General features: G+C 62.4%; 24 protein-coding genes. 9 read left to right on the top strand and 15 right to left on the bottom strand.

Annotated elements, in window-relative coordinates; genetic code table 11:
• Positions 1-489: 489 nt before the first annotated feature.
• The 8 genes from QBK88_RS27155 to QBK88_RS27120 all read left to right on the top strand — a co-directional run bounded on the left by QBK88_RS27155 (position 490) and on the right by QBK88_RS27120 (position 8,097).
• Complete coding sequence (locus tag QBK88_RS27155; protein ID WP_277964474.1) at positions 490-1,515, top strand: glycosyltransferase; 1,026 nt, start codon at positions 490-492, stop codon at positions 1,513-1,515.
• Positions 1,515-2,636 carry an FAD-dependent oxidoreductase gene (locus tag QBK88_RS27150; RefSeq protein WP_277964473.1) on the top strand — a complete coding sequence of 374 codons (1,122 nt, stop codon included), beginning with the start codon at positions 1,515-1,517 and terminating at the stop codon, positions 2,634-2,636. Before QBK88_RS27155 ends, QBK88_RS27150 begins: the two co-directional genes overlap by 1 nt.
• The gene (locus QBK88_RS27145; protein ID WP_277964472.1) at positions 2,620-4,104 is read left to right on the top strand and encodes a hypothetical protein; all 1,485 of its coding nucleotides are present in this window, start codon (positions 2,620-2,622) and stop codon (positions 4,102-4,104) included. The genes QBK88_RS27150 and QBK88_RS27145 overlap by 17 nt, the downstream gene beginning before the upstream one ends.
• Complete coding sequence (locus QBK88_RS27140; protein ID WP_277964471.1) at positions 4,101-4,904, top strand: pyridine nucleotide transhydrogenase; 804 nt, start codon at positions 4,101-4,103, stop codon at positions 4,902-4,904. The genes QBK88_RS27145 and QBK88_RS27140 overlap by 4 nt, the downstream gene beginning before the upstream one ends.
• Complete coding sequence (locus tag QBK88_RS27135) at positions 4,901-5,737, top strand: sugar phosphate isomerase/epimerase family protein (protein WP_277964470.1); 837 nt, start codon at positions 4,901-4,903, stop codon at positions 5,735-5,737. The genes QBK88_RS27140 and QBK88_RS27135 overlap by 4 nt, the downstream gene beginning before the upstream one ends.
• Positions 5,734-6,090: an EamA family transporter gene (locus QBK88_RS27130; RefSeq protein ID WP_277964469.1), complete on the top strand. Its 357-nt coding sequence runs from the start codon at positions 5,734-5,736 to the stop codon at positions 6,088-6,090. Before QBK88_RS27135 ends, QBK88_RS27130 begins: the two co-directional genes overlap by 4 nt.
• Positions 6,091-6,100: 10 nt before the next feature.
• Entirely contained in the window at positions 6,101-6,919 is an 819-nt protein-coding gene (locus QBK88_RS27125; protein WP_277964468.1) for a glycosyltransferase family 2 protein, read from the top strand.
• Positions 6,920-7,209: 290 nt separating this feature from the next.
• Positions 7,210-8,097 carry a glycosyltransferase gene (locus tag QBK88_RS27120; protein WP_277964467.1) on the top strand — a complete coding sequence of 296 codons (888 nt, stop codon included), beginning with the start codon at positions 7,210-7,212 and terminating at the stop codon, positions 8,095-8,097.
• 62 nt (positions 8,098-8,159) lie between these two features.
• On the opposite strand, the gene QBK88_RS27115 is transcribed toward QBK88_RS27120, so the two are convergent.
• From QBK88_RS27115 to QBK88_RS27075, 9 genes are all read right to left on the bottom strand, one after another.
• Complete coding sequence (locus QBK88_RS27115; protein ID WP_277964466.1) at positions 8,160-10,622, bottom strand: TonB-dependent siderophore receptor; 2,463 nt, start codon at positions 10,620-10,622, stop codon at positions 8,160-8,162.
• 91 nt (positions 10,623-10,713) lie between these two features.
• On the bottom strand, positions 10,714-11,655 hold the full coding sequence (locus QBK88_RS27110; protein WP_277964465.1) for a DUF4880 domain-containing protein: 942 nt from the start codon (positions 11,653-11,655) through the stop codon (positions 10,714-10,716).
• Positions 11,652-12,179: a sigma-70 family RNA polymerase sigma factor gene (locus tag QBK88_RS27105; RefSeq protein ID WP_277964464.1), complete on the bottom strand. Its 528-nt coding sequence runs from the start codon at positions 12,177-12,179 to the stop codon at positions 11,652-11,654. The genes QBK88_RS27110 and QBK88_RS27105 overlap by 4 nt, the downstream gene beginning before the upstream one ends.
• 114 nt (positions 12,180-12,293) lie before the next feature.
• Positions 12,294-12,767 (bottom strand): type VI secretion system baseplate subunit TssE, encoded by a 474-nt coding sequence (tssE, locus tag QBK88_RS27100; RefSeq protein WP_277964463.1) that lies wholly within the window; start codon positions 12,765-12,767, stop codon positions 12,294-12,296.
• 3 nt (positions 12,768-12,770) lie between these two features.
• Positions 12,771-13,307: a type VI secretion system lipoprotein TssJ gene (gene tssJ, locus QBK88_RS27095; protein ID WP_277964462.1), complete on the bottom strand. Its 537-nt coding sequence runs from the start codon at positions 13,305-13,307 to the stop codon at positions 12,771-12,773.
• The gene (gene tssG, locus QBK88_RS27090; protein ID WP_277964487.1) at positions 13,222-14,364 is read right to left on the bottom strand and encodes a type VI secretion system baseplate subunit TssG; all 1,143 of its coding nucleotides are present in this window, start codon (positions 14,362-14,364) and stop codon (positions 13,222-13,224) included. The genes tssJ and tssG overlap by 86 nt, the downstream gene beginning before the upstream one ends.
• A complete protein-coding gene (gene tssF / locus QBK88_RS27085; RefSeq protein WP_277964461.1) occupies positions 14,328-16,097 on the bottom strand; it encodes a type VI secretion system baseplate subunit TssF in 1,770 nt (589 codons plus the stop codon). Before tssF ends, tssG begins: the two co-directional genes overlap by 37 nt.
• A 22-nt stretch (positions 16,098-16,119) precedes the next feature.
• The gene (tssA, locus tag QBK88_RS27080) at positions 16,120-17,700 is read right to left on the bottom strand and encodes a type VI secretion system protein TssA (RefSeq protein WP_277964460.1); all 1,581 of its coding nucleotides are present in this window, start codon (positions 17,698-17,700) and stop codon (positions 16,120-16,122) included.
• The gene (locus tag QBK88_RS27075; protein WP_445765007.1) at positions 17,697-20,768 is read right to left on the bottom strand and encodes an ImcF-related family protein; all 3,072 of its coding nucleotides are present in this window, start codon (positions 20,766-20,768) and stop codon (positions 17,697-17,699) included. Before QBK88_RS27075 ends, tssA begins: the two co-directional genes overlap by 4 nt.
• A 22-nt stretch (positions 20,769-20,790) precedes the next feature.
• Here QBK88_RS27075 and QBK88_RS27070 point away from each other — a divergent pair, with 22 nt between their 5' ends.
• On the top strand, positions 20,791-20,979 hold the full coding sequence (locus QBK88_RS27070; protein WP_277964458.1) for a hypothetical protein: 189 nt from the start codon (positions 20,791-20,793) through the stop codon (positions 20,977-20,979).
• On the opposite strand, the gene QBK88_RS27065 is transcribed toward QBK88_RS27070, so the two are convergent.
• From QBK88_RS27065 to QBK88_RS27040, 6 genes are all read right to left on the bottom strand, one after another.
• A complete protein-coding gene (locus QBK88_RS27065; protein ID WP_277964457.1) occupies positions 20,968-22,101 on the bottom strand; it encodes a hypothetical protein in 1,134 nt (377 codons plus the stop codon). The genes QBK88_RS27070 and QBK88_RS27065 overlap by 12 nt on opposite strands.
• A complete protein-coding gene (locus tag QBK88_RS27060; RefSeq protein WP_277964456.1) occupies positions 22,098-22,355 on the bottom strand; it encodes a PAAR domain-containing protein in 258 nt (85 codons plus the stop codon). The genes QBK88_RS27065 and QBK88_RS27060 overlap by 4 nt, the downstream gene beginning before the upstream one ends.
• 132 nt (positions 22,356-22,487) lie before the next feature.
• Positions 22,488-24,755, bottom strand: a complete 2,268-nt coding sequence (locus tag QBK88_RS27055) for a T6SS phospholipase effector Tle1-like catalytic domain-containing protein (RefSeq protein ID WP_277964455.1) — start codon at positions 24,753-24,755, stop codon at positions 22,488-22,490.
• A complete protein-coding gene (locus tag QBK88_RS27050) occupies positions 24,743-25,249 on the bottom strand; it encodes a DUF3304 domain-containing protein (RefSeq protein WP_277964486.1) in 507 nt (168 codons plus the stop codon). Before QBK88_RS27050 ends, QBK88_RS27055 begins: the two co-directional genes overlap by 13 nt.
• 188 nt (positions 25,250-25,437) lie before the next feature.
• Positions 25,438-26,208, bottom strand: coding sequence for a DUF4123 domain-containing protein (locus QBK88_RS27045; RefSeq protein WP_277964454.1), 771 nt, complete (start codon positions 26,206-26,208; stop codon positions 25,438-25,440).
• Positions 26,205-26,894 (bottom strand): DUF2345 domain-containing protein (locus tag QBK88_RS27040; protein WP_277964453.1); only part of this gene is annotated, 690 nt, incomplete at its 5' end. The genes QBK88_RS27040 and QBK88_RS27045, both read right to left, overlap by 4 nt.

Here is a 26,894-nt window from a genome sequence, read left to right as displayed (position 1 = left end):
GGTGTTGTTTCCCTGGTGGTACAGACCGCCAGGCCGAGGAAGGCTACAGCCATCGGAATGATTTCCAAAGATTTTTTTGTGGAGGCCTGCAATGGAGCGCTCTAAGCCCGAGAGGCGCCAACCCCCGACCCGCAACGGGTACCCGATGTATCCGGCCGTAGTGCAGCCAACCATTGGCTGACAGAACATTCCGTCTCCAGCCAGATAGCCGTTGGCCATTCGGCGCTTTTAATTATCCAGCGGTAGCCAAGATCATGGCGCTGCGCTAGCCTCAGTTGTAACAGGACGTTTAAAGTCAGGATACATATATGGAAAACCTGACGCCCAGCCTCAGACAGGCCCGCGGCAACCTTTGCGTTGCCTGGCGGTAGCCTACCCGCTATTCCGTTTCCCCCTTCGCACTGCCCACCCTCAACGTGATTGCCAATGCCGTCTGGCCAGCTTGCGCCTGCCCGGCACCTCGCCCCCGTCGAATAGAGAACCGCCCCCATGGCCCACGTCCCGAGTTTCCTGTCGGTGGTGTTTGTCGTTCGCAACCATGCCGACTTTCTTGAAGCCCTGCTGCTGGACGCCACCGAGGTGGTCAGTGCCATGGTGCGCGACTACGAACTGATCGTGGTCGACAACGCCTCCATGGACAACAGCATCGCCGTGCTCAAGCACCTGAGCAGCGAGACAGGCATTGCCAACTTGCAGGTCTACGCCTTGACCAAGGAAGTGGACATCGACACCGCATCGTGGGTTGGGCTTGAAAACGCCCTGGGTGACCATGTGGCAGTGATCGACCCCATGACCGATGACATTCGCTACCTGCCCAACCTGCTGGAGCAAGCGCGCCAGGGGGCCGACGTGGTGTTCGTGTGCAACGAACAACGGCCACGCCAGGGGCCGCTCTACCGCCTGGCGTTCCGGGTGTTCCACTGGTGCTATCACCGTTTCAACGGCATCAACCTGGCGAAGGAAGCACCGCCCTACCGGTTGATGTCGCGGGAAGTGATCAACTTCATCCTGCAGCACCCCAAGCCGGTGATCGGCTACCGCCACTTGCCGGCGACCGGCGGCTTCGCGCGCGCCAACTTGCGCTACAGCGAGCCACCTCGGCCCCAGCCACGCAAGCGTCTGCGCGACAACATCGACCGCGGGGTCGGCCTGCTGCTGTCCACCACTCGCGGGCCCATGCGCCTGGTCACGGCCCTGTCGCTGTTCGGTGCGGTCATGAACCTGGTGTACTGCGTCTACGTGGTGGCCATCGGCTTCTTCAAGGCTGATGTGGCACCCGGCTGGATCAGCCTGTCGCTGCAACAATCGGGGATGTTTTTCCTGATCTCGCTAGTACTGATGGTGCTGGGCGAATACCTCATGAACATGGCCAGCGCCACCCAGCAAGGCCCTGGTTATCACGTGGCTCAGGAGTTCACCAGCGCGCGCATGACCCGGCGCGAGCGGCTGAATATCGAAGAAGCAGCGGCGCCCGCCATCGACTCGGCGGTCGTCGTCACTGGACGGTTCTCCTGATGGCCGCCCACCCGCCACGCCATGACGCGGTGATCATCGGCGGCGGTTTCTACGGCGCGGCCATTGCCGTCTACCTGGCCGCCCAGCGTGGGTTCAGGCACATGCTGCTGGTGGAGCGCGAGCCGGCGCTGATGCTGCGCGCCTCCTACAACAACCAGGCCCGCGTGCACAATGGCTACCACTACCCCCGCAGCTACACCACGGCCTATCGCAGCCGGGTGAACCTGCCGCGGTTCGTGCGCGACTGGCCCCAGGCAGTGCGGCAAGACTTCACCAAGCTCTACGCCATCGCGCGGCACAACTCCAAGTTGACCGCCCGCCAATTCGAGCGTTTCTGCCGCGACATCGGCGCGCCGGTGCAGCAAGCACCAGCGAATTTGCGCGAGCTGTTTCAGACCCGGCTGATCGAAGACGTGTTCGCCGTGCAGGAATACGCCTTCGACAGTACCCGCCTGGCCGAGTGGGCCTTGCGCGAACTGGACCGTTTCGCGGTCCAGGTGCACTACCGAACCTGCGCCCTGGCGATCGACAAGGTACCGGACGGGCTACGGGTGCACCTAGAAAACGAGCGTGGCGAAAAGACCCACGTCGAGAGCCGCTACGTGTTCAATTGCAGCTACAGCGGCACCAACCAGCTGGGCGGTGACTTTCCCGGAGTTACCAGCCCCCTCAAGCAGGAAATCACCGAAATGGCACTGATGGCCATGCCGCCCGCCTTGTCAGGCCTGGGCATCACGGTGATGGACGGGCCGTTCTTTTCCCTGATGCCATTCCCCGCCCGGGGCCTGCATACCTTGTCCCATGTGCGCTTCACCCCCCACTTGAACTGGCAGGACAGGCCCGGCCTGGACCCCTATCGCAAATTGCGCGACTACGAGCGGGTCAGCCGGGTCGAGCGGATGGTGCGCGACGTGGCCCGCTACATTCCCGCGGTAGCCGATGCCCAGCATATGGATTCGTTGTACGAAGTGAAAACCGTGCTGCAGCGCAACGAAGACGACGACGGCAGGCCGATTCTCTTCGAACGCCATGCCACGCTACCCGGTTGCTTTTCGGTACTGGGCGGCAAAATCGACAACCTCTACGACGTGCTGGAGAAACTCGATGATGAAGCACTTTGAACTGTCGAAACTCTGCACCCTGGTAGCCCTGCTGGTACTGGCCAGTATCTTCGTCACACTGTCGGCGCGCTCGGTGTGGATGGACGAGGCGATGCTGCTCAAGAACATCATCGCCATCAGCAACCCCGCCGACTTCGCAGCTCCCCTGCCCTACTACGACCAGGCCGAGCCGGTACTGGCATCGGTATTCTTCAAGCTCGTGATGGCCGTGTTTCACTACGACATTCGGCCATTGCGCCTGTCGGTACTGGCGGTGTCGCTGCTGTTGGCCATACCGGTTGCCTTGCTGTTCCGCCCCTATCGCTGGGGCGTGTTCGTGTTCCTGGTGGCGGTGATTGGCAACTCGTTTTCGACCGGTTTCCACTTCACCGAACTCAAGTTCTACTTCCTGGAAATGAGCGGCAGCTTCATGGCCGTTCTGGCCATCCGCGAAGCCGAAGACCACGACGACATCTACTGGACCCTGCTGGTGGCGGCGCTGATCAGCCTGCTGGGGTTTTCCACCCTGATCATCGCTGGCGGCCTGCTGGCGTACGCGTGCTGGTGGTTCGTGAGCCGCGATGACGGCAGCCAACGGCTGTACAAAATCGGCGGCTTCGTTGTCTCCGCCGCTTGCGTGGCGCTCTCGTACCTGTGCATGAAATACCTGACCACCTACCAGATCAGCAACTACAACACCTACGCCAGCTCTGGCCCGCTGGACGCGCTGGAAAGCGTATTGCACGCGCTGCTGGGCGCTTATGGCAAGGTGCTGATGGCGGTTTCGGTAGTGTCGAGCCTGATGCTGCTGGTGTACCCACCGCGTACCTTCATTCACCGGGTCAACCAGTTCTTCTGCGTGTTGGTGCTGCTGGTGCTGGCAGGCAAGGTCGCAGGCGTGTACCCCGCCACCTACCCCCGCCACGTGATCTGGATGGTGCCCCTGAGCCTGGTCATCGATACCTTCGCCATTCTCACGTTTACCCAGGGCATGAGCAAAAGCCTCAAGGTGCTGGGCTGGGCGCTGTTGGCGCTGTTGGCGCTGCAAGCCGGCAAGGCCGTGCACAACAACCTGGACGGCGACAACTTCCAGTACACCGATAATAACGCCCTGTACCAGTACCTCTCAGCCATGCCCCCCAGCGAGATACTGGTGCACCCCAATGCCCAGCCGTCGCTGGAGTATTACCAGTTGCTGGACCCCGGACTGGCCCGTCAGCGTTTTTTCACCCGGCTGGACGACACCACCCGGCGCCGCGACCCGAATCAGGAAATGGCCACCATGGCCAACGACATCGACCAACTGCTCGCCCAGCGGCCCAGTGATTCGGTGTACTTCCTGACGTCACACCTGGACCTGCAACCGGGAGAAACCGGCGTGGGCAACCTGATGCAAGCCGCCCTGGACAAGTACCGCTGCGCCTACACCTCGGAACTGAGCGTGACGGACGCCGAATTGTTGCACCTCAACTGCCGAGGCCCCCTATGACCACGACCCGCGATGCACTGATCGGCTACACCGGTTTCGTTGGCTCGACCCTGTTGCGCCAGACCACCTTTGCCGCCCACTACCGGTCCACCACCATTGGCGAGATCGATCACCTGCCGTTCGACACATTGGTATGCGCCGGCGCGCCGGCCCAGAAGTGGCTCGCCAACCGCGAGCCGGAAGCCGACCTGCATGCCATCGATTCGCTGATCGAACACCTGCGCACCGTGCGCTGCAAGGTATTCGTGCTGATCAGTACGGTGGACGTGTTTGCCCACCCCGTGGGGGTAGACGAATACAGCACCGTGGATGAAACCGGGCTGCAGCCCTATGGCCTGCACCGCAGGCGCCTGGAAAAGTTCGTCGCCGAACATTTCCCGTGCCACTTGATCGTGCGCCTGCCTGGCCTGGTAGGCCCGGGGCTACGCAAAAACGTGGTGTTCGACCTGCTGCACAACAACAACCTGGCCGCTGTCGACAGCCGTGGCGTGTTTCAGTTCTACCCCATGGTCAACCTCTGGTATGACATCCAGATCGCGCTGCAGGCCGGCCTCTCGCTGGTTCACCTGTGTGCTGAACCCATCAGCGTCGCACGCCTGGCCCGCGAGGGTTTCGGCCGGGTACTGGAGCAGCATCTGAGCGCCAGCCCCTCCCGCTACGACCTGCACAGCCGTTTCGCCAACCTGTATGGCGCGCCCGGCCGCTACCCCTACAGCGCGCGCGATACCCTGCTGGCGGTACGCGCCTATGCCCAGTCTGAACCGCGGGGCATTGCCCTGCCCCTGGAGGCACACGCATGAGGCTGGCCATTTCCAATATTGCCTGGGACCGCGCCGAGGACACGGCCGTGAGCAGGCTGCTGCAACAACTGCAGATCGATGCGATCGACGTGGCCCCCGGCAAATACTTTCCCAACCCGGCCAAGGCCACCGAGGCGCAGATAAGCCAGGTACGTCGGTGGTGGCGCTCGCGGGGCATCGAGATCTACGGCATGCAGGCGCTGCTGTTTGGCACCCGTGGTCTGAACCTGTTTGCCGGTGCCGACAGCCAGGCGAGCATGCTCGACCACCTGGCTGCCGTGTGCCGCATTGCTGCTGGGCTGGGGGCCCGGCGCCTGGTGTTCGGCTCGCCGAAAAACCGTGACCGGGCCGGCCTGGATGACCAGCACAGCCTGGAGATCGCCCTGAACTTTTTCCGCCGCCTGGGCGACATCGCCCACGACCACGGGGTAGTGATTTGCCTGGAGCCGAACCCGGCCTGCTACGGCGCCAATTTCATGCTCGATAGCGATGAAACCGCGCAAGTGGTACGCCAGGTGGCCCATGGCGCGATCCGCATGCAATTGGACACCGGCGCCCTGACCCTCAACGGCGAAGACCCGGCCCGGGTGCTGCATGAGCACGCCGACCTGATCGGCCATGTACACGCCAGCGAGCCGCACCTTGTGCCCCTGGGCGAGGGGTGCACCGACCATGACCGCATGCTGACTGCCTTGCGTGGCTACCTGCCCGAACAGGTGGTGACCATCGAAATGCTCACGCCACCCGACCAGCCCACACTCCCGGCGATCGAACGTGCCCTGCACGCCGCGACCCGCCATTACCGACACCATGAAAGCGGAGTACGTGCATGAAATGGGCGATCCTGATCCTGGGCATTCTGTCCAACGCCTCGGCCAGCGTGCTGGTGAAAATGGCGATGATGCCTCCCCGGCGCTTCCCCTCCCTGGCCGAGCCCCTGGCGGCCCTGGCGAACTGGCCTTTCTGGCTCGGCCTGGCCTTGTACGGCGCCGCCTTCCTGCTGTACGCCGCGGCGTTGGCACGTTTACCCCTCAATGTCGCCCACCCGGTGCTGACCGCCGGCGCGGTGGCCACGGTGGCGCTGTCATCAGTGCTCTTGCTGCGTGAACCCTTCCACTGGACCACCGGCGCCGGGGTCTTTCTGGTTATTGCCGGGGTGGCGTTGATCACCGCCCGGGTTGCCTGAGGTATTGCCCATGACATCCGCCCAATTTCTACCCGGCCAACTGGCCGCACGCCAGGTTCCCACCTACGACCTGCCCCTGTGGCTGGGGCGCCAGCGCAACTGGTGCGTGGTCATCCCCGTCATCAACGAAGGCGAGCGCATCCGCCATCTGCTTGAGCGCATGGCGATCATGGCCCTGGACCACCTGGCCGATATCATCATCGTCGACGGCGGCAGCCAGGATGACTCCCTCAATAGCGCACTGCTGAGCAAGACCCGGGTACGGGCCCTGCTGGTCAAGACCGGGCCGGGCAAGCTCAGTGCCCAATTGCGCTGCGCCTACGCCTTCGCCCTGGACCAGGGCTACGAAGGCGTGGTGACTATCGACGGCAACGACAAGGACGACCCGCGGGCCATTCCCGATTTCATCCAGGCCCTGCGCCGCGGCGTGGATTTCGTGCAGGCGTCGCGGTTCATCGAGGGCGGTGTGGCGGAAAACACACCGCCCTCGCGCGACTTCGCCATCCGCTACATCCACGCCCCGCTGCTCAGTTGGGCCTCGGGGTATCGCTGGAGTGACACCACCCAGGGCTACCGCGCCTACAGTCGCCGACTACTGCTGGACCCTCAGGTGGCGATCTTTCGCGATGTGTTCATGACCTATGAACTGCTGGCGTACCTGTCATACCGTGCACCTCGCCTGGGTTACCACTGTGTCGAACTGCCTACCGTGCGGCGTTATCCCAAGGGCGAGGTGCCGACCAAGATCAGTAGCGTGCGCGGTAACCTGGCGGTGCTGGCAGTGCTGGCGCGCGCCTGCCTTGGGCGCTATGACCCGCCCGCCACTTGAGCGTCATCCCGACGCTCTATCTTTCGCGTAGACTTTGAAACTGTCATGATGAAAACCAAACAACTTCGTACGCAAAAAATACTCAACTTTACCTACCCTGACATTACCACTGACACCGACTCTTCAAGTTACTAATACATACATAAAAAACGTGCATTGAATGCCTGGGCATGGCAGGCTTCCAGTCCCTGTTTCTCCAGCTTTGAATGGCTAAGCGCCCCGCCGGCCCTGATTCCAAACCGCCTGATATTCATCGCGCCGCCCTGTATTGGTATTTCGAAGGTAGTGCCATGTTTGATGTTGTTCCCGACGTACCGCTGGTCACGGTCATCATTGCGTCTTATAACCATGCGCCTTACATCGAGGCCAGTATCAACAGTGTGCTTCGCCAGACTTACCCGCATATTGAACTGCTGGTCATCGATGATGGTTCGTCCGACAATAGCGTGGCCCTGCTCAAGCAGCTTCAGGCCGCGCATGGTTTCGACTTGCGGGTTCAGGCCAACCAGGGCCTGTCCGCGACCCTTAATGCTGCCATTGCACGTGCCCGGGGCACGCTGATCGTTCCGTTTGGCTCCGACGACATCATGCTGCCCCATCGCATCGCCACCCAGGTCCAGTACCTCGAGGGCAAGCCTGAAGTGGGCGTGTGCTCGGCCAACATCGAGACGATTGACCATCAGGGCAATGTCATGGGCGCCCGGGAGCAGCGCAACCGGGACCTGCCGTTTCGACGCCTGGACTTCGACGACCTCTTCCTGGGTCGCAAGCCGGGCCCCGCCGCGGCCACCCTGATGTTCCGCCGCGAGGCGCTGGACAAGGTGGGCGGCTTCGACCCCGACATCCGCCTGGAGGACATCTACATCACCCTGTCGATCCTGCGGGTCGGCTATTGCATCGACGTATTGGGCGAGGTGCTGGCCCAATACCGGGACCACCCTACCAACACCTTCAAGAATGGCCGTTTCATGGTGGAGAACGTACTCAAGACCTACGCCCTGTTCCGCGAGCATCCCCAGTACGAACAGGTGTGCATGCGCTTTCGCAACTCGATGTTCCTCAAGTATGCCAGCCGCGACAAGCCCCTGGCACGCAGCACCTTGCGCGATATCCCCCTGCGCCACTGGAACAGGAAGACCGTGCGCGGTTTGTGGCGCCTGCTGGCGTCGCGGCCCTAGCCAGGCCCCATTCAGCGGACCTGGCCTGATGCCGGGTATGTCATACGCCGGCCACGGGCCGTTTACCAGTCGTATGTCAGCGTGGCGATCACATTGCGACGCGGGCCGAAGTAGCAGGCACTGGCGTTGGTGCAGGCTGTCACGTAGTCCTTGTCGAACAGGTTGCTGGCGTTGACGGCCACGCGGGTACCGCGCAGACCTTGGCTCAGTTTGCCAAGGTCGTAGTGCACGGCGCCATCGAACACCGTGATGTTACCGGTCTTGATGCGGTTGACAGTGGCGCTGGTCGAACTGACGCTGCTGCCCCACAAGGTGCCGGTGTAACGCGCGCCCAACCCCAGGCCAAAGCCATCCAATACACCGTCATGCACGGTGTAGTCGAACCAGGTCGACGCTTGATGGCGCGGCGTGAACGGCAATTCGTTGCCCTTGTCGCGATACAGCGAGGTCAGGTAGCCCGACTTGGTCACTTCACTATCGGTGTACGTGTAGGACGCCAGCCAGCTGAGGTTGTCATTGAGCACCGCCTTGCCTTCAAGCTCCAGCCCACGGCTGCGGGCTTCGCCGATCTGCACGGTGTTGTTGATGTTGAGGGGGTCGGGAGTGGTCAGGTTCTTCTGTTTCAGGTCATAAACCGACGCGGTGATAAAGCTGTCCTGGCCAGGTGGCTGATACTTGATCCCCGCCTCGTACTGCTCGCCCTCGGTCGGCTTGAAGATCGGCGTAGTGGCGCTGACGCTGGTGTTGAGCATCGGGTCGAAGGACTGCGAGTAGCTGAAGTATGGCATCAGACCGTTATCGAACAGGTACCCCAGGCCACCGCGCCAGGTGCCTTTGTCATCATCCTGGGGAATGTAGCGGTCGGTGGGATTGCTGCCGTCAGGGCGGAAATGGCTATCGGCATCGGCGCGGTCGTAGCGCCCGCCCAAGGTGACGATCCAGTGGTCCAGTTTGATCTGGTCCTGAAAATAGATGCCGGTCTGTTTGAGCGTCTGATAAAGGTCACGGCCCACGCGAGTAGTACCCTGGGTACCATCGGTACCTGCACCCGTGTAAGGGTTCATGGAAGTGAACGTGCCGTTCACCGCCGTATTCAGCAAGCCGGTCCGGCGATAATCGATACCCATCAACAAGGTGTGCTCAAGGGCGCCGGTGTTGAAGTTGGCCTGGGCCTGGTTGTCGACGTTGAAAATTTGCAGGTTACGTTTGATGTCCGAGGTGGCGCGGGCCAGCAACGGGCTGGTAGCGCTGACGTAACCATTGCCATAGGCCGAGCGGTTCTCGACGTTGACTTTGCTCCAGCGCAGGTTCTGGCGCAGCGTCCAGGTGTCGTTGAGGCGATGCTCGAACAGATAGCCGAGCTGGAAGGTCTCACGCCGCAATTTGTCGAAATCCGGGTCGCCCAGTAGCGTGTGGCTGCTGATATGCCCCCAGGGCGAGGCATGAAGCGTGCCGCTGGCCGGGTAATATTGTTCGGTGGTGCCGCCCCAGTCGCGCTGGTACTGGGCCAGCACCGTCAGCGTGGTGTCGTCGTCAGGGCGCCAGGTCAGGGCCGGGGCAATGAACTGCCGGTTGTTGTCGACGTGGTCGACCTGGGTACCACTGTCCTTGACCAGGCCAGTCAGGCGGTAGCTGAGGGTGTTCTGCGCATCCAGCGGGCCGCCGAAATCGAAGCCCAATTGCTTGAGGTCATGGCTGCCACCCTGGACTTGTACCTGATGCAGCGGCGTCTCGGTGGGCATCTTGCTGGTCAGGTTGATGAGGCCGCCGGGACGGCTCTGGCCGTACAGCATGGAACTGGGGCCACGCACTACCTCGATGCTTTGCAGCCCATAAGGCTCGGCTACGCTGCCCTGGCCACTCTCGCCGTAAGGTAGCATCAGGCCGTCCTGAAACACGTACGGCGAGAAGCCGCGGATACGAAACTGTTCGCGCGTATTGTTGGCGCCGGTGAATTCACCGTACACACCCGGGGTGTAGCGGATCGCTTCACTGACGCCCTGCACCGCCTGGTCGTCCATCTGCTTGCGGGTCACCACCGAGATCGACTGCGGCACCTCCACCAGCGGGGTATCTGTCTTAGTGGCACCGCGGCTGCGCTTGGCCACGTAGGTCTGGTTGCTGTCACCGGCATCGGTCTGGGAACGGCCGTTGATGTTCACATCGCCCAGGTTCAGCGCCCCAACCGGCAATGGCTTGAGGGTCAACACGCCGCCATCGGTGCTCTGCAATGCCAGCCCGGAGCCTTCCAGTGCCCGCGCCAGCGCCACCTCGGTGCTCAACTCACCTTGAACCGCCGGAGCCTGCCGGCCGCTGACCAGGTCGGGCGCGTAGACGATCTCGCGGCCGCTCAACTGGGCGATGCGCCCCAGGGTCGTGGCCAAGGGGGCCGCTGGCAGGTTGAAGCTATAGGTGGCCTGTGTTTCGGCGGCAACGCTGACGGAACTGGTGAACAGCGGCGCGCCGGCCAGTAGCAGGGCAAGACACAAAGGCGAAACGGCGAAGCGAGGACTACGGCGGGACATGAAAGGGCTCCAGGTGTGTCCGCATATCAGTGCGGTTCTTGAGCTATGTCCCGCGAGATCGAAAAAGCGATATAGGCACTCGAAAAAAAATTCACACGGTGTCGACGCTGACCCACCAATCGAAATAGCGCCGCACGCGCACCGGCATGGTCTGTTCCAGCGAGGCCAGTGCCCGGTCGCTGTTATCCAGGGAAAACAGCCCGGAAACCCGCAAGGCCGACGCCTTGGGGCTGATGCGCAATACACCATGGCGGTAGGGTTGAAGGGCCGCAATCACATCCCCCAGCGGCCAGTCGACAACATTGAGAAAGCCATCGCCCCAGGTGCTTTCACCGTTGCGCTCGGCCGTGAGTGGCTGCAGGGTGCGGCCCAGGCTCACACCGTGATCGGCACGTACCAGCTGCGTCTGCCCGCCCCGGCCCAGTTCAACGGTGACACTGGAGCGCATCACCCAGACATGGGCGCGGTCTTCGTAGGTGGCGACCATGCAGCGTCCATCGAACGTCTGCACACAGCCAAAAGCAGTCACCACCCGCAGGGGGCGAGGGTCGGCATGGGCGTCGATGATCAACTTGCCCGTGCGCAGTACCACGCGCCGCTCATGGGCGTCGAACGCCAGGTCCACCGCACTGCGGGCATCCAGTTGCAGGTGGCTGCCATCGGCCAGGTCACGGGATAACCGTTCGCCGGTACCGGTGCGCAGGTCGGCAGCAACATCTGCCAGCGGCATGCCCTGACGTGTCAGGGTAATGCCGGTAATGCCGACGCCGGCCAACACCAATGCGCCGCGCAACAGATGACGACGGCTGGGCCGCGGTGCCTGCAACGCTTGGCGCACCGGTGCGTCACGGGCCGACAGCGGCCCCAGCGAGCGATGCAGATGCTGCTGCACCCGCGCCCAGGCTTCCGAGTGGGCCGGATCGGCACCGAGCCAGCGTTCAAAGGCGCGGCGATCGCTGGCGGGCAACGGTTCATCGCGAAGCACCGCGGTCCATTCGATGGCCTGTTCCAGGGCCGCACGGGGCAGGTTCATGACTCCAGCAACTCCCGGCAGCACAGCTTCAGGCCCTTGGCCACGTACTGGCGCACGCGAATGGTCGATACACCGAGCATGGCGGCGATATCGGCGTACTTCATGCCATCCAGTTGGCTGCACAGGAACGCCGTGCGCGCACGGGGTGACAAACCATCGAGCAAGGCGTCGATGGCCAGCAAGGTTTCCATGGTCAGGGCACGCTCTTCGGCCGAGGGTTCCACCGCCTCGGGCTGCAACGCCAAGGCCTGCAGGTAAGCCCGTTCCAGATCGCGGCGCCGCCAGGTGTCGTACATCAGGCGCTTGGCTATCGTAGTCAACAAGGCACGCGGTTCCCGAATGCCTTCGGGGGCCGGCAAGGCCACCACCTGCATGAACGTCTCGGCCGCCATGTCGGCGGCGTCATGCTGGCAACCCAGGCGAGCGCGCAGGCGTTGCAACAACCAGCCATGGTGGTCACCGAACAGGCAGTGCAGCACATGGCGGCGTAATGCAGGGCCGTGGAGGGCGGGTGTCGAAGACATGGTTCAGAACCGTGGCGGGTTAATGCAAACCATTATCAATTGTTAATGAAAAGGTTACAACTGCAATGGATTCTCAGTGGCGGGATTTTCCAGAGCTGTCCTGCGCCGCACCGTTCAACCGTCGCCAGTCCCGCGTTCACTCATCGTCTGCGGTCGAGCCAGATAGTGCTGGCGCGTCAGGTGGCGCACCAACACCCTGCCCTCGGGCGCCAGCGTGGTACCAAATGCGACCTTGGCGCCGCACTTGAGTTGAATGTCCAAGCCATACTCCAGGTGCCCGGGTTGTCGTTGTGGTAGCAGTTCAATATGCAGACTCGCCAGGCGCGGCTCGTACCTGAGCAAGGTATCGGCCATGGTCCCCAACAAGCCATGGGCGGAAGCCGGCAAGCCCTGCAGTATCAGGCCCATGTCTGGCAACCCATAGCCTGGCAGGTGGGCGAGCGCGCCGGCGCGGCTATTGAGAATACGCTGCAGGTTGTCGAGTACCGACAGGGTAGCCTGGTCCTCCTCGTTGACGGCATGCACCGCCAGTTCGCCGGTGAAATTAAGCAAGAGGCGCTCATACAGTGATGGGCCTGACTCGTCCATGCGTCACTCCTTGGCCAATGGTTGTAACGTCAGGCGGTTGCCAACTAGCTCGAGCCGGCGTGCGTGGTCCGGGTCCAACTGGTCGCGGCGCAAGGTCAGGCGCCATGTGTTCAACTGCGTGTCGGGCTGGCGAAACAGCGCCACCAGCATGACAAACTTCGCCTCCTTGGCCAGTGGCACATTCAACACCGCGCCCTGGGCGGGCTTCACCACCACGGCATGTTCGTTCAACAGGTCCGGCCCCAGCAGTGATTCGCTATTGGCGACGATGCGGTCGTAACTGGCCTTCTCGAACGCCTTGGCATCACGCAACTGGTACACCCGCACCAGGGTCGTGACCGACAGCGCACTCATGTCCGGCCCAACCGTGTTCAACGCCTCCCGGCCGCTGAAGTCCAGGTGCAGGGTGTCCACCTGCTTGTGGAATATCGCCCGGGCCGTGGACGCAGTGCCGTCACTCACGGCCTGGGTCACGCCACAGCCGCTGAGCATGATGCTGAGAGCGGCGGTCATCATTGCCTTGAAAACGGTACGCGACATGTTCAGTTTTCCTCAGTTGCGGGTTTTCCTGCAGGCCTTGATAGCGGCCCAGATTGATCGTGATAGCGGTGTCGCCGGCGCTGCCCAGCACCCCGGTCATGCCCAGCAAGACCCCAGCCCGCCCCAGCAACGGCGTCGGCAGCAAGTGAGGCGCCAATGACAACCGCAGCCTGGCCGTGCAGCGCCAGCCCAGGTAGACACGCAACAGCACCAGGAGGTCGCTGTGCAACGGCCCACCCGGCAGCCACCCCACCGCTTCATCCGGGTGCTCGGTGAGCAGCGTCATCTGCAACTGGCTGTTGGCGTCCTGGCCGGTGCTCCCCAAAGGCGTACCCTGGGACAGGCTCACCGGATGTCGCTGGCACAGCCCGGCAGGCCGTGCCAGCGGAATGCGCAACGGCCAGTGAGGCGTCACTTGTACACGGGTACCCGGTGCAAGCAGCTTGACCAGCGCGGTGATGCCCTCGGCGTTGCGCGTGGGCAAGCGCATCACGCCCAGCAACGCCAGGAAGCGTGACAGCGGAGTGGCGATATGCCTGGCGGTGCCCGGAATCCCCAGGCCTACCAGGCCCAGCAAGCACTGCGAGGTGGCGTCGGTACCACCGGCGGCGAACGTGGCGGGGTAGCAATACTTGCGCCAGATACGGTAGAACTGGGTGAAAATGCGATGGTTGAAAATGTCCAGGAAGGCTTCCAGCGCTTCATGCCCTTCCCGGCACTGGGCGATGTCATCGAGGTAGGCAGTGGGCAACGGCGAGTCGACGCCGTAGAGGCCCAGCAGGCGCGTACGCACAGTGGTGGGCCGGTGGGGCTGTTCGACGCAGGTTTCGATGGCCTTGAGCTCGCTGGCGGGAAAGCCCATGCCGGGATCCGGGCGAAAGCGTACCGGATCGTCACCGGGATGCGAGGTGCTGCCCAATGGCGGGCGGTCAGGCGAGGCTTGCTCCAGCAATTGGCAAAAGCGCCACACCGAACTGTGTGATACCCGCGGCTGCAGCACCGCCAGCAGGCGTTGCACCTTCATCCTGGAATCCTCTGGCTGTGATTTTCGCTCCAGCGCAAGCACTTGCCGGTGGGTTGCAGGATGAGCGTGAGCTGGTTGAACAGGTGAATGTCGGCGTACAGGTTAAAGAAACGGTTGAGCATTTCGCCGAACAGGTGGATGTCACCCTCACCGCAAAAACCGTTGGCGTCGAGGGTGATTTCGATGTCCACACCGCGCAGCAGAAAACCCTTTTCAAAACGCTGGGTCAGCGTGTGGCTCACCTCGACGATCGCCTCCAGGCGCCGCCTGTTGAGCTCACTCGCAGTCCACTCATAGAGGGCTAGCGTGCCACGCAGCACCTCGGCGCTATCGAGCATTGGCAGGAAATTGGACCCCAGGTGGCTGAGCACGCGCCAGTGAAAACGATCACGGCTGGGCGGGTAACACGGTAGCGTCGGCGGGCAGAGGTTGCGCACCCTCAAGCCTGCCTTCCCGGCCGCCATGACAGTGTCGAGCAGGCTGCTTTGCAAGGCTTTGCGCGGTAATTGCCCGTGGGTGCCGGTCAGGGTCAACGAAAGGGATTCATTGCTCACCAGCCGGTCTTCGTCGAAGCCCTCCCCCCCCAGCACCAGCCAGGTGTCATGCAAGCCGTTCACGCCCTTTTTCAGCCGCGTATGGAAGTACCGCTCAGGCGCCTCGTCACGCAGCATGCCGCCTTTGTGACGGAAACTGGCAAAGGGTACGTAGTCGTAGCGTTTGCCATCTCGGGTGCCGGTCACGTGGTCCACTGAATAGATTTCGGTATGCCCGTCCTGAAGACGCATCGAGCGCAGCAGGTAGTCTGTCTGCAACGGGTCGAGCGCCAGCGGGTCTGCCTCCAGCACGAACAGGTTGATCACTGGCACGGCATGCAGACACAGGTGCTCGTGGCTCACCGTCAGGTCATGAGGCCAGGCCTGCTTGAGCTCCACTTCAAGCTCGAACCAGGGGGCCTCGGCAGGTAACTCCAGACACTCCAGCCCCCGCAGGGTCACGAACATGAACTTCTCCCGGAAGGTGAAGTACTCCAGCAGCAACTGGTAGCCGCTGAACGCGCTGTCGCCCTTGGGCCAGAGACGGTCTTCGTCGGCAAAGCCCTTGGGGGCGAAATACGCGTCCAGTACCTGGGGTGGCTCATCGTCGGGCAAGCGCAGGTACACACCTTGAGCGTTCAAGGTCAGGGCATGGTGCAGGGCAGTCGCCAGGGGCGCATCGCCATTGAGGTACATCACCAGGTTACCCAGGTCCATGTCGCGCCAGGTGGCCGTCGGGCCGCGGGAAAAGCGTATGCACAGCCGGGAGCGACCATCCGGCGCATGGGCCAGTTGAACACTGTCCAGCGTCAGCGGCCGCAGGGTCATGGCCTGGGTCGTGGTGTAGCGGCATCGGGTGCGCTGGGCACCGATGGGTTGCGACAGCACTTCGAAACCTTGCTCGATTCGTTCGCTGCGGCCGAGCTTCGCGATGTCTGGCGCCAGCTCTACCACCGACAACGACGGAATGGTGCGCAGGTAGTGGGGCCACAGCAAGCTGACCAGACCTTCGGTCAACTCCGGGAGGTCGTCGTCGAGTTTCTCCCGAAGGCGCCCCATCAAGAACGCAAAGCCCTCGAACAGGCGCTCCACGTAAGGGTCATTGGCGCCGGGCTTGTCCAGGTTCAGGTGGGCGGCGCGGTCGGGGTACGCCTGGGCGAATTCCTGGCCAGCCTCCCGCAGGTAGCGCATCTCCGCCTCGAAGTACTGCAGGGTCAAATTGTCCATGCTCAAGGTAAGCGTCCTTTTTTGAAGATCAGCCGCACAACACGGCGGCGCGCACTGGGTCGATGGCCACCAGCGCTGCCAGCAGCGACTCGGTGCGCCGCACCAGGGCAGGTTTGTCGGCGTCGTTGCGCTGGGCCTTGTGGCGCAGCAGCTTGAGCAATCGCGCCTTGACCTCGAAGTCGAGTTCCGGCTCCCAGTCATCCAGGCCATGGCGCTGCCCTGCGGCGTCCAGTTCGCCCAGCAGGTGCAGCGCCAGGTCAGCCTTGCCGAATTGCTCGGCCACACGAGCCATCAGCAGGCGCAGCTGCCAATGCTGATAGCCGCTGCGCACACCAGGACGCTCGTTCAGCCAGGCCAATGCGGCTTCCACCCCGTGGCTTTCAGCCTGGGCCAGGGCTTCGTTCTCCAGCTCGAAGACCCCATCCTCGCCCGGTGGCCCCGCAGGCCGAGCCGTGGGCAACCACTGTGCGGGGTGATTGCCGCTGACTTGCTGGGTAATCCAGTCACGCGTGGTTTCATCGGCAAAGGCACTGCCGTCATTCCAGTGCAGGCTTTCCAGCCCTGGCAGGCGCTCCAGCAACATCCCCAGGTCACGTTTGACAATGCCTGCCCAGCCGTCCTGAGGCGCTGGTTGCTGGCCGAGCGCCTGGCACAGGTACCACTGCAGGTCCAGCCAGAAATGGTTGACCCCCTCGGCAAAGACCCGCTCCACCTGGTCGAGCAATTCGCCCCAACGTTGTTGCAGGTACAGGCGTTTGAGCTGGGCCCGATATTCGCCGCGTGGTGCTGCCAGGCGGGTATTGCCGCTGGCGTCCTGAGGGGGTACCTGATGCACGGTGTCCCAACGCAGGCTTTTCATCAGCCGGTGGGCCGCCAGCCAGCCCTGCGGCTGGTCGCGCAGGTACGAGGCCAGCGCCTTGCCATTGTCGAGCAGGTCTCGCCCGGACGTGATGGTGGCCACGGGCGCCGCGACACCGCTTGGCTCAAAGCTGGCGCTGTGCTGCGGCACTACCGCATCGACACCGCCAGACTGCGCCAGCCGCGCCGACAGCGCCGCGTACAGGGTGCCCAGCTCAGGACGATGTTCCGGTGGCCATGCCTGCAGGCCGTGGTCCAACCAAGCCAGCGCGGCCACGGTACGTTCCGCCTCCGTGCGCACCACCTCGGGGTACAACGACAAGCTCCCCAACACCTTGTCACCTGCCAGCCACTCCAGTGCCATCCGCCGGCTATTGGCGCGCTCCGGTAGTACGTGGGCGCCGAAGCACTCCACCAAAGCCGCCAACAGGCTCAAACCATCGGCGAACCCGGCTTCGCCATCGTGCTGCAAGCGTGCCCACAGGTAATAGGTAGCGACGCGCAGGTCTTTGCAGCTATGTACCAGCAGTTTCTGCCCCACCCGCGCGACCAGCTCGGTATCGGCCCCCGAGAGCTTGTTCACTTCTTCGCGCAAGCGCTGGAAGTCGTCGTCATACCCCGGGTCTTTTCCTGCCGGGGCCTGCGCGCTGATGGGTAGCAACCAATCTGACCAGCGCGCCGCCTGCTCGCGCCCCAGCGCCACCGCGTCACGGTCGCCCAGGCAGGTTGTCAGCAACATATTCAGGCTCATTCGGTTACCTCATTCATCGCGTAGGCGTCGGCCCGTTCACCTTCGGCCAGAAATATCCGCGATGGCAGCTTGAAATCCCGCAGGCTCAACAGCGCCAGCGGCCCCTTGCCCAGTTCGGTGCGCAGGTGCCAGGTCAGCGGCAAGCTGTCCGGCGCCTTCAGCACGATGCGAAAGTGTGTGTCGCTGTCGTCCAGCGCCGTGACCTGCGCCTCTTCCAGCAGCCGGATCAACCCCCAGGTACCGGGGTAGTCGCCAAACAGCCGTTCACCGGTGTGCACGCTGGTCCAGCTCAGGCTAGCGCCCGGGTGGTCACTGCGCCCCGGCCAGTTGAAACGCTGCCAGTATTCTTTCTGGTTGAAGTAATGCTGACGCTCGCCATTGAGGATGAAGGTGGTCTGCACCACGTCGCGCACCGGCTTGGCCTGCAGCTCGAACCCCAGCCCCATGCCGCCGTCGGTGTACAGCACGTCGGCCAGGTGGCCGAGCTGGTTCACCGCCGCCAGGAACGCCGGGTTCACCCGCAGCCCCTGGGCGTGACGCGGGTCGGCGACCCAGCGCTGGCCTTCCTTGCGCAGCACGCCGCCCAGTTGCTGGTGCAGAAACTGCTCGATGCGCCCGGTGTCGGTGCGGATCATCTGCCCCAGCATCGGCAGGGAGATGTCGCTGCCAGTGGCGACGAAGGGGTAGCGGCCGGTGAAGACGCTGTTCCAGTGCTCGACGATGCCCCGCTGCCACTGGCGGTTGAGACCGGCGGCCGAGGGCTGCAGTACCTGTTCCCAGGCTTGCTGCACCGGTTGCACGAACAGGCTGCGGCCCAGGCCACCCCACTGGGCACCGAGGCCGGCGGCGATCAGGTTGCCGTAGTCGCGGGTGTCGGTGAGGTCGACGCGGTGGCCCTGGAACACCGATTGCGCCAGGGCCTGAGTCATGGCCTGGGGGTCGGGGGCGGTGAGCAGTTGTTGCAGCGTCAGGCGCACGCGGGTGATGCGCGTCAGGTAGGCGTGCAGGCCGGGTTGGCTGTCGCCCTGGATCAGCAGCTGTGCAAGCGGGCCGAAGGTGTCGTCCATTGGCGCGGGCTGATCGAGCGCCGGCAGCGGCGGCTTGCCGAGCATCTGCGGCGCCGACTTCATCAGCGAATCCGCCAGCGCCGGCCCCTGGGCCCCGGCCTGGCCCTGATAGGCCACGGTGTTGAGCAGCGCCACCAGCGGTGACTGGCGCACGTCGCTCATCAATGTCAGCTGGTCGATGACATCGGGCAGGCTGTCGGCCTGCCGCCAGCGCAGGCCATTGAGAAAGCCCAGCCAGGCGTTGCCGAAGTCACGAAAATAGCGCTCGCCGAGGCGGACCTTGAGGGCCTGCGGTGATAGCGCGCCGGCCACGCTGCCTGGCTGGTCGCTGAGCACCCAGTCGATCTGTCCGCGGCGCGCCTCGGCGATCTCGTCGATGGCAGCGCGCACCTGCCCTTCCCACGCCTGGCGAGTGAACACGCCGAGCACGGCATCGTGGCTGCTGAACAGAGCAGCGGCGTGGGTGTCACCGACCATTTGCGCCAGGTGCAGGGCCGGGTAGTGCTGGCCCACGCGTGCCAGCACCTGCTGGTACAGGTTGGCTTCGCCATTGCGCTGGCCGAGTTCGGCCAGCAGTACCTGGCGAGCCTGGGCGATCAGCGCCGGGTCAGCCTGGATGCGCCACTGCGGGTGCGCGGGCAACTGCTCGGCGTAGAAGCGCCACAGCACCGGCATCGCCGGTACCCGGGCTTCGAGTTCACGGGCCAGAAACGCAGGGTCGGTCTTTTCCGGGTTCGCGAGCATCAGGTAGGCCTTGAGCGGGGCGTAGGCTGCGCGTGCCAGGCGCGCGCGGTCTTGGCTGCCTGGAGGGGCCGCCATCAGGGCCTGCAGTGTCTGCTCCAGGCTGGCCGCCGCCACGTCGCGCATCAGCAAGGCGCTGGTCTGCTCGTAACGGGGCCACAGCCAATCGATCAACGCCTGGTTCTGGCTCAGGCCGAAGCGCAGGTACCAGGGTTCGCCGTGTTCGCGGCGGTATTCCAGGCGGTCCAGTTCATAGGTCAGGGTGGTGAGTGCCTTCACACTGGACAGCGGCTGCTGGGCCAGGTGCGCGACTTCGGCCACCAGCGCGCGGTTGCCGATGAAAGACAGCAGCAGGCCGACCGCCCATACCCCCAGCGTGGCCAGCAAGGCCACGGACAGCACTCGCGCCGGGTACCCACCCAGGCGCCGCCCGCGTGCATCCCGATCCCCCAGCACCGCGCCCCAGGCGCCGTCCAGTTGCAACAGGTGGTCGGCGCCCTGCACCGGGCCGTCCTGACGCGCCAGGCTGAACTGCACGCCGCGCAACGGCGTGCCCCGGGCGAACTCGGCCAGCAGCGGCGCCAGGGCCTGGGCCCAATGGGTGATGCCGGTGGCACCCAGGTCCCGGCTCAGGCGCAGAGGAAAAAACCGCGCGATGCCGCTGCCCTGCATCTGGGTAAAGCCGTGCACCCGAAGCGGCTCGACCAGGGACTGCAAGGCAGCGGTCAGGTCTGCGGTGGAGGCATTGGGTGGCAGCAGGCAACCGACCGGTTGCGCGGGGTCGTCCGGCGAGGGGAAACGGTAGTGGCACACCTGCCACAGGTACAACGGCGCCTCCCAGCCCAGGGCACGGGACAGGTCGCGCAGGTAGCGGGCGCCGGAGCTCATGGCTTTGACGTTGGCGCTTTGGGGTTCGGTGAGGGCCCAGATGATGGCGTCGATGGGGCGCCGGGCACGGACGTGCTTCAGCCATTTGGCTTGATCTCCGGGCGGGGTGTCGGCGAGGTTGCCACCCCAGAGCAGCAAGGTGGCATTGCCTTCCAGCCAGTGGTGCTCGGTGAGGCCGGGGGCGATGGCTTCGACTTGGGCGGGGTCGCCGATCAGGAGCAGGAAGCGGACTTTGCGGCGCCAGAACAGGCCGTAGTGCAGGCGCAGGTGGTGGCGCAAGTTCCCAACGCGTGTTGAATCAACTGTTTCAGATGGAGGCGGTAACGACGGTTGATGTGGGCGCCTCACCAGCGTGCCAATTCCCCGCTGCATGATGTGCCAGACGACCACTGCCATGCTGAACAACAGCGCCCAGCATGCCACCGCCTTGAGTACAAGATCCGTCAAAACGGCTTGGCTAAATATCTGGGCGGCCGCCCAAAACCACCAAGCCGCGGCACCAACGCTGACCAATATAGCGATCACCAGCGCCATCAACAGTAAAGTAGGCCAAACACCGATTTTCGGGGTTTCAAGTAGTTGAGTCATGAGCTTCCACAATTCCCAGGGCCAGAGTGTGATGAGGGTCATTGGCTAACCACGCGCATGGTTCGCCGTGCATCTCGGCGCGCCAGGCAGCGAGTGTTTGGACAACCATGCCTCCGAGCGCGGGCAATGCACCAAAACGCCGTTCTTGCGGATATCGCTCACTGCTCCAGCCCATATTCCCCATATCGAATATTGCCGACGCAGATGTGGCGAGGCATGCCGGTACCACGCCCTCTATTTCGGCCTGCTGCAATGCACGCCGGGCTGCTGCATCGAGAGCATCAGTGCCGGCGCGGGCCCACTCACCTCGAAAAAATCGAATGCGGCCTTCGGAGGCCAATACCCACAGTACTGCTGCTTCGCCAGCCGGAAGAGCCGCGCCTGGTACCGGCATGGCCGACTCACACCCAGCGCAGAGAATGCGAGTGTCAGCAGGCGCGTTTTGAATTTTGTCGATGACTGAATCAAGCGTGCCAATACCGTTCCAGACCACGGGTAAAGGGGGTAGCTTGACGTGCGGACAACTGGTCGACATCTGTTCGGAGAAGGCTTGCCAAGTCTCGGCGGACCCGTGCCAATAACAATCTTGAATGGTTAAGCTGGCAGAATCCGGCGTCTGCTTTTGCCACTGCACGGCAAGCAATCTAGCCAACTGCGATTCGCGGCCAGCGGCATCAGGACCAAACACTTGAGGTAGGCGCAGGACTTCGCCCCCACCGAGTTGCCCTGCCACCGGCATAGGGTGATGGGAACCGAAAAACCGACTTCGGTGCGCGGGCTCACTGCATTGCGGCCCGAGCAAAACGCTCTCCAGCAGCGCTACCTGTTGCCGATGTTGCGTCCACCAGGCCTGCTCAATGTGCTGGGCGGTTTGGGCGTAAACCGAGGCGTTATGGCGATTCAGCCGATAACGCAACACGCGCAGTAAAAAAGCCGATCCCCACACCCCTGCCACCATCAGCACTACAGGGCTCACCAAGTCCTGTTGTAGGAAGGAGCGCAGCACCCTGCTGCTAACACCGGCCAGGGCCAGCAGGGCAAATCCACTGGCCAACCATCTGGAGTAGGCAGGCGGCGGCGCTAGCGGGTAGGCGCCGAACTCCGGTGCCGATTTCATGAAGCCACCAAAGAGTCAGGCATCGAACTAACAAGCGTGCAACCGCACGCACACGCATGCCCCTCCAGCGCCACCGGCTTGCTATCGAACGTCATCAGGTCACTGCCTTCGGCGATATGGTTCAACCCATGCCGCGCGCATTGCACCGCATCGCCTTGACAGGCGATGGGCTTGTCCTCTGATACATAGCGCCCCCGCAGCACTTTGCCGCCGTACTCTCGCAATGCGTCGCCTTGGCGAATGAAAGGCCTCACGTGCGGCCCCCCTTCGAATGAACCTGATCGGGTGCCGGGCGTGACTGAGGTTCCCGCATTGAACCGAGGCTAAAGCAGAACCCTGATCTTGGATGCACTTGTGCGTCCCGCTTCGCGGTAGGCCGAATCGAGTCAAGCCAAGCCATCAGTCACCTCCTTGGCTGCTGCATGGTAAGCCTCCCAGCGATTTTTTATGGCCTGCTGCGCTTGAGCGATGTGCTCCGGCTCCATGCCCTTTTCCATGCCCGCCACGCACGTGGCATCACTCTCGGTATGCATTGCCACCTCCCGGCGGCTGGCTTCACCGAAGAAAACCATGCGTTCACGGAAATAGCTGCCCAGCGGCTCGCGCCCCAATGAGTAAAGAAACCACGCGCGGGAGTCGTGCACCTGATCATCGAACAGGGAACGCAGCAAACCCTCCGCCAGCGTTGCGTTGCGCAGCTCATCGACGAAGCCACGGGTATTTTCATCAAGATGGCTGCGATAACCGGACAGTGGCGGAAAAAGTCGGCGGACCTTGGCCTGGGCATCTGCCTTCATTTGTTGCCCTTCCAGGCGGGCATCAGCAGTAATGACACGCATGACGAACGCTGGGGCACTCTTGGCAGGAACCAGCGGGTGCAACGATGACACCAAACGTTTCGGATCGCGGTAGGCTACAGCGAACTCTTGAGCGGCTTCGCGTAGCTGAGTTTTTGCAATGTCAGGATCGAAGTCCGCGATACCGGGCTCAAGCGGAATTCTGGGCCAGTAGCTGTCGCGCTCCAATGCCAGTTGCTCTTTGCGCCTTTTCTCTATCCTTGATTGCTGGTCATTGCGGTTTTGCTCCGCCCGCTTCCGCTCCATAGGGTCGGTATGGGTATCGGTGGACTGTCTGTAGAAAGGGCTATCGTGCAGGCTGGCGAAAGCGTAGCGATCGATGCGCCAGGCGGTGAGCCACCCCATTTGGGAACGGAGGGCGTGTTCTAGGATTGTTTCTGCGGGTATTGGGTGGTACTGAGTAGATTGTTCACCGGTCGAGAGTTGCGGACCAGGCAAATTTAACGTCAATTTTCGCCAAGCATTTAAGCGCGTTATGAGTTCTGGCGAGATAGAGAATTGTCCGGCTATATCGGGATCCATTATTCTCCATCTATCAAAGTAAATTCCAACTGGCACTGCGTTTTCCGGCACTTTGAACGGTGCGCCAAACGTAAATGCGTCTGCGTATAGATCATGCAAAACGACCTGTGACAGTAGTGAGCGATCATCTCTACCTACCGCCTTTCCTTGATCTCCAGGCGGATATCCTCCGCCAATATCAGAATGCACTCCCGGATAGATCACCTCGTGGCAGTTGGCTGGATACAAGCCACCTTGGCGTCGGACTGACTCCAGCGGGAAACACAAGCGCTGTTCATGGCTAGCTACCACGTGCAGACAACGCTTGACCAGTCCACTGCTAGGCAGCTCTTGGTTACCATCAGCCCATCCCATATGACCGCTGGCACCTGGCAACAGATCAGCTATGCCTACAGATGCCACGGTATCCAGCACGCCCAAGTACTCGACACTGACAGGAAGTTCAAGGTCGCCCACCTTGAAAAGCGACCTACCTCGCAACAACTCATTCAGCCAGCTGACAAAGGCCCGTGCTGCGGCAGCCCCCCGGGAAAACCCATACACATACAACTTGATACCCAATAATTTCGACTGGCCAGGCTGTGGTTGTACCAGCGCACTGCGCAGTGGCTTTTCAAGAGCCCTGATTTGCCTGGCGAACTGGCTAGCACGGTTGGTACGTCCCGTAGCCGCGCCCATGCCGACCCAAGTCCCCATGGCCTTGACCGCGACTCGTAGCGCCTCGTTATCCAACCGTGGCTGGCCGAGGGTGCGTCGCAATGCATCGATGATCATCAGCAATGCCCAGTTGATCCGCTCTTCACCCAGCCTGCCACCCGCCAGGCCCAGTGTGGTGTAGTCAAGGTCACCTACTTCGACGAAGGGTGTGCCTACCCCCGGCATGTAGTACTTGAAATACTGTCCATACCCCGTGCCTTCTGCATCGGTCAAATCCTCGGCCCGCTGTCCAAGGTGGCCAGTACCGCCTGCAATACCCTCGCCGATGGTGGCACGGAATAGCCGCGCTATATTCGTGGGGTGCGGGGTAGTGGCTGTTATCAGGTCGTTATTGAGATTGTTGCCGGTACCGTCGAAGAAAAGGCTGATGTGCAGGGTTTTGCAGCAGGGAGGAGTCACGCGATAGCCTGCGGCTAGACACAGGGCGTCGTGATAGCCCTGCTCCAGTTCGCACTGGCGCAGGATATTCTCCTGCACCTGGTTGACGCTCTGCGGCAGACGCCCTTCAACTGGGAACGCTGGCGGATACCAGACAGGTGCATGTTTCATTTCGGGCATACCTCCGGCGCCTGCGGGAGCAATGGCGTCTTGATCGGATATTCGGGGCTGCGAAAGGCAAAACAGGAAGTGGTGACCTGTATTTCATCGCAAGGCAAAAAATGGACGGTGATGCCGCATACTTTTTGATCGGTGTAATCGGGAACCAACACCTGCCGGGAATGTTTGCGTCTCTGCGCCTCCAATTTATCAAGCCATTCGTCATATTTTGCTTCGTCTGCAAAACCTGGGAACTCCTTAGATAAACTGCTTCCCGCCCCCGCCCCCGTCTGCCAATCTACCTCCACTGTCATCCCCGGCTGCCAATGTTCTGGTACGACGTAGCAGCATCCACCTCCACCACCTTGGAAGGGTCCAATCACATCAATCCCCGAACGCCCATTGACGCTGAACTGGCTGATGGACAAATCAGTGTGGTTGATCCCATGGATGGCACTGGCTTCGGCATCCAGACTGACGACCACCGTTAGTAGTGCGAACCAACTGCCTCGCATTACGTTGCCTGCTTGTGCCGGACGGAACAGAGTCGGTACAACTGAAGATCGTCCGGACATGCCCAACCAATGCATCGAACGGTTGATGAGCAGCTTCCATGTTGGAACGGGAGAGCAGTTCAGAACGGGCATATCCGTTCCTCCGACAAGCATGTCGGACTGCGCTGTTTGGCAAAACCTGCTCGAGATCATGCGCTGCCCGCCCTGTCAAAGAGGTAGGCAGTCCGCTCAGTAGCAAGCAGCAAGCCTGCCTGACAAGCTTCCAGCAACACGCCGTAGCAAGCCTGAAAGCGCTGCTCAGGGCTGTTGCCACCAAACAACGCCTCCTCTGCAGTGGCGATTGCAAGAGTGGCTTCACTACAGCAACTCAACACCTGAATCTGGTCGTCGCTCAGCAATAACGGCAGCGACCGCACGCCATCTAGAGGTAAACCCCCAACACCCGGCAAGCACTGAGCCTTGCCATCGCGATCCTGCCAACTCCAGAACACGGCGGGCAGCAAGAGCGGCGCTTGTTGGTCCGCCGTGAGGACGTGACTGAACAACAACGGAAAAACCCTAGGATCATAAAATCTCAGCAATCCGGTGCGACGGCCATGGCGTGCCTCCAGGCACTGGCCAAGGTGTTCGGCCAAGGCGTGGAAAGGCCATAATGATGCCAGCACCAGTAACTGGTCCTGTCCCTGCAGCTCATGCATCAGCCCTACTAGCCACTGGCGTTGCAGCGGTTGAGAGAAGTCGACACGGACCATCAGCGGCGCTACCTCTACAGCGCCCTCTTCCGGTAAACCGTCGAACAGCGACTGCCAAGGCAGCGGAGGTTCCACGGTGAGCACACTGGGCAGCATGGGCTCGTCGTGGCCGGCTTGGTCGATGATGATGTCCAGGTACGTGGTGGAGACTTGTGTGCAGCCGTACTCCAACAGTTCCAGCCAGTCTTTCACTTGAGCGTGGGTCATGATTGCTCCCCCCTGAACGTCAAAGCCTGCGCGGCGGCGCGCGCCCGTTTGAGGCACTCCCTGCACACGGAACCTGGCAACTCTGGTAATGGAAATGCTTCGCTATCGGGGCCATTGAAGCGGTGCTGTCCCCTGATACTGATGAGGCCGGGGCCGTGAATCTGAATTTCGCCTTGCGGGGTAATCCGAATGAAGGCCCCGCCGCAGCCCAACGTGATTCCATTCTTGGCCGTCAGTTGCAAATGGCCCTGCACTGACTGAACGGTGATGTCCTGCTGGGCAATCAGGTTGAGCACATCATCATGGGACTCGATTTCCAGGGGCCCCTTGCCGGAAACCAGACGCACCCCTTCCTGCTGCGCCAGCAAGGAAATCCCTTGGTTAGCGTGCGCGGATAATCGTTGTGCCGCTGCCAAGTGGATATCGTCATCCGTTTGTACGTGCAGTGCATCGCCACTTTTGAGCAACAGACCTGCCGGGGTGACGGCAGCAATGCCCTTAGGCGCACTGAGCAGAATGGCCGGCTCCTGAAAATCCTTTATATCGCCTTGCAGCTTCTCCAGACCACGGCTGGCAGGCTCACGGCTGTTGTGGGTATCTGCGATCGCCTGCCACTGGTTCAACTGCGCCAATGCTCCATCGACCAAAGCGTTTGCCGGCTCCATGGCCAACACATCACCACTGGC

Source organism: Pseudomonas sp. RIT-To-2 (genome assembly GCF_029623465.1).
GTDB classification, from domain to species: domain Bacteria; phylum Pseudomonadota; class Gammaproteobacteria; order Pseudomonadales; family Pseudomonadaceae; genus Aquipseudomonas; species Aquipseudomonas silvicola.
This window is presented reverse-complemented; position numbering and strand designations above follow the sequence as displayed.

What these genes read in the sequence shown, in the direction of transcription:
- QBK88_RS27155 (WP_277964474.1), top strand. Translation starts at nt 490, where the DNA reads ATGGCCCACGTCCCGAGTTTCCTGTCGGTGGTGTTTGTCGTTCGCAAC.
- QBK88_RS27150 (WP_277964473.1), top strand. Translation starts at nt 1,515, where the DNA reads ATGGCCGCCCACCCGCCACGCCATGACGCGGTGATCATCGGCGGCGGT.
- QBK88_RS27145 (WP_277964472.1), top strand. Translation starts at nt 2,620, where the DNA reads ATGATGAAGCACTTTGAACTGTCGAAACTCTGCACCCTGGTAGCCCTG.
- QBK88_RS27140 (WP_277964471.1), top strand. Translation starts at nt 4,101, where the DNA reads ATGACCACGACCCGCGATGCACTGATCGGCTACACCGGTTTCGTTGGC.
- QBK88_RS27135 (WP_277964470.1), top strand. Translation starts at nt 4,901, where the DNA reads ATGAGGCTGGCCATTTCCAATATTGCCTGGGACCGCGCCGAGGACACG.
- QBK88_RS27130 (WP_277964469.1), top strand. Translation starts at nt 5,734, where the DNA reads ATGAAATGGGCGATCCTGATCCTGGGCATTCTGTCCAACGCCTCGGCC.
- QBK88_RS27125 (WP_277964468.1), top strand. Translation starts at nt 6,101, where the DNA reads ATGACATCCGCCCAATTTCTACCCGGCCAACTGGCCGCACGCCAGGTT.
- QBK88_RS27120 (WP_277964467.1), top strand. Translation starts at nt 7,210, where the DNA reads ATGTTTGATGTTGTTCCCGACGTACCGCTGGTCACGGTCATCATTGCG.
- QBK88_RS27115 (WP_277964466.1), bottom strand. Translation starts at nt 10,622, where the DNA reads ATGTCCCGCCGTAGTCCTCGCTTCGCCGTTTCGCCTTTGTGTCTTGCC.
- QBK88_RS27110 (WP_277964465.1), bottom strand. Translation starts at nt 11,655, where the DNA reads ATGAACCTGCCCCGTGCGGCCCTGGAACAGGCCATCGAATGGACCGCG.
- QBK88_RS27105 (WP_277964464.1), bottom strand. Translation starts at nt 12,179, where the DNA reads ATGTCTTCGACACCCGCCCTCCACGGCCCTGCATTACGCCGCCATGTG.
- tssE (WP_277964463.1), bottom strand. Translation starts at nt 12,767, where the DNA reads ATGGACGAGTCAGGCCCATCACTGTATGAGCGCCTCTTGCTTAATTTC.
- tssJ (WP_277964462.1), bottom strand. Translation starts at nt 13,307, where the DNA reads ATGTCGCGTACCGTTTTCAAGGCAATGATGACCGCCGCTCTCAGCATC.
- tssA (WP_277964460.1), bottom strand. Translation starts at nt 17,700, where the DNA reads ATGAGCCTGAATATGTTGCTGACAACCTGCCTGGGCGACCGTGACGCG.
- QBK88_RS27075 (WP_445765007.1), bottom strand. Translation starts at nt 20,768, where the DNA reads ATGCAGCGGGGAATTGGCACGCTGGTGAGGCGCCCACATCAACCGTCG.
- QBK88_RS27070 (WP_277964458.1), top strand. Translation starts at nt 20,791, where the DNA reads ATGCTGAACAACAGCGCCCAGCATGCCACCGCCTTGAGTACAAGATCC.
- QBK88_RS27065 (WP_277964457.1), bottom strand. Translation starts at nt 22,101, where the DNA reads ATGAAATCGGCACCGGAGTTCGGCGCCTACCCGCTAGCGCCGCCGCCT.
- QBK88_RS27055 (WP_277964455.1), bottom strand. Translation starts at nt 24,755, where the DNA reads ATGCCCGAAATGAAACATGCACCTGTCTGGTATCCGCCAGCGTTCCCA.
- QBK88_RS27050 (WP_277964486.1), bottom strand. Translation starts at nt 25,249, where the DNA reads ATGCGAGGCAGTTGGTTCGCACTACTAACGGTGGTCGTCAGTCTGGAT.
- QBK88_RS27045 (WP_277964454.1), bottom strand. Translation starts at nt 26,208, where the DNA reads ATGACCCACGCTCAAGTGAAAGACTGGCTGGAACTGTTGGAGTACGGC.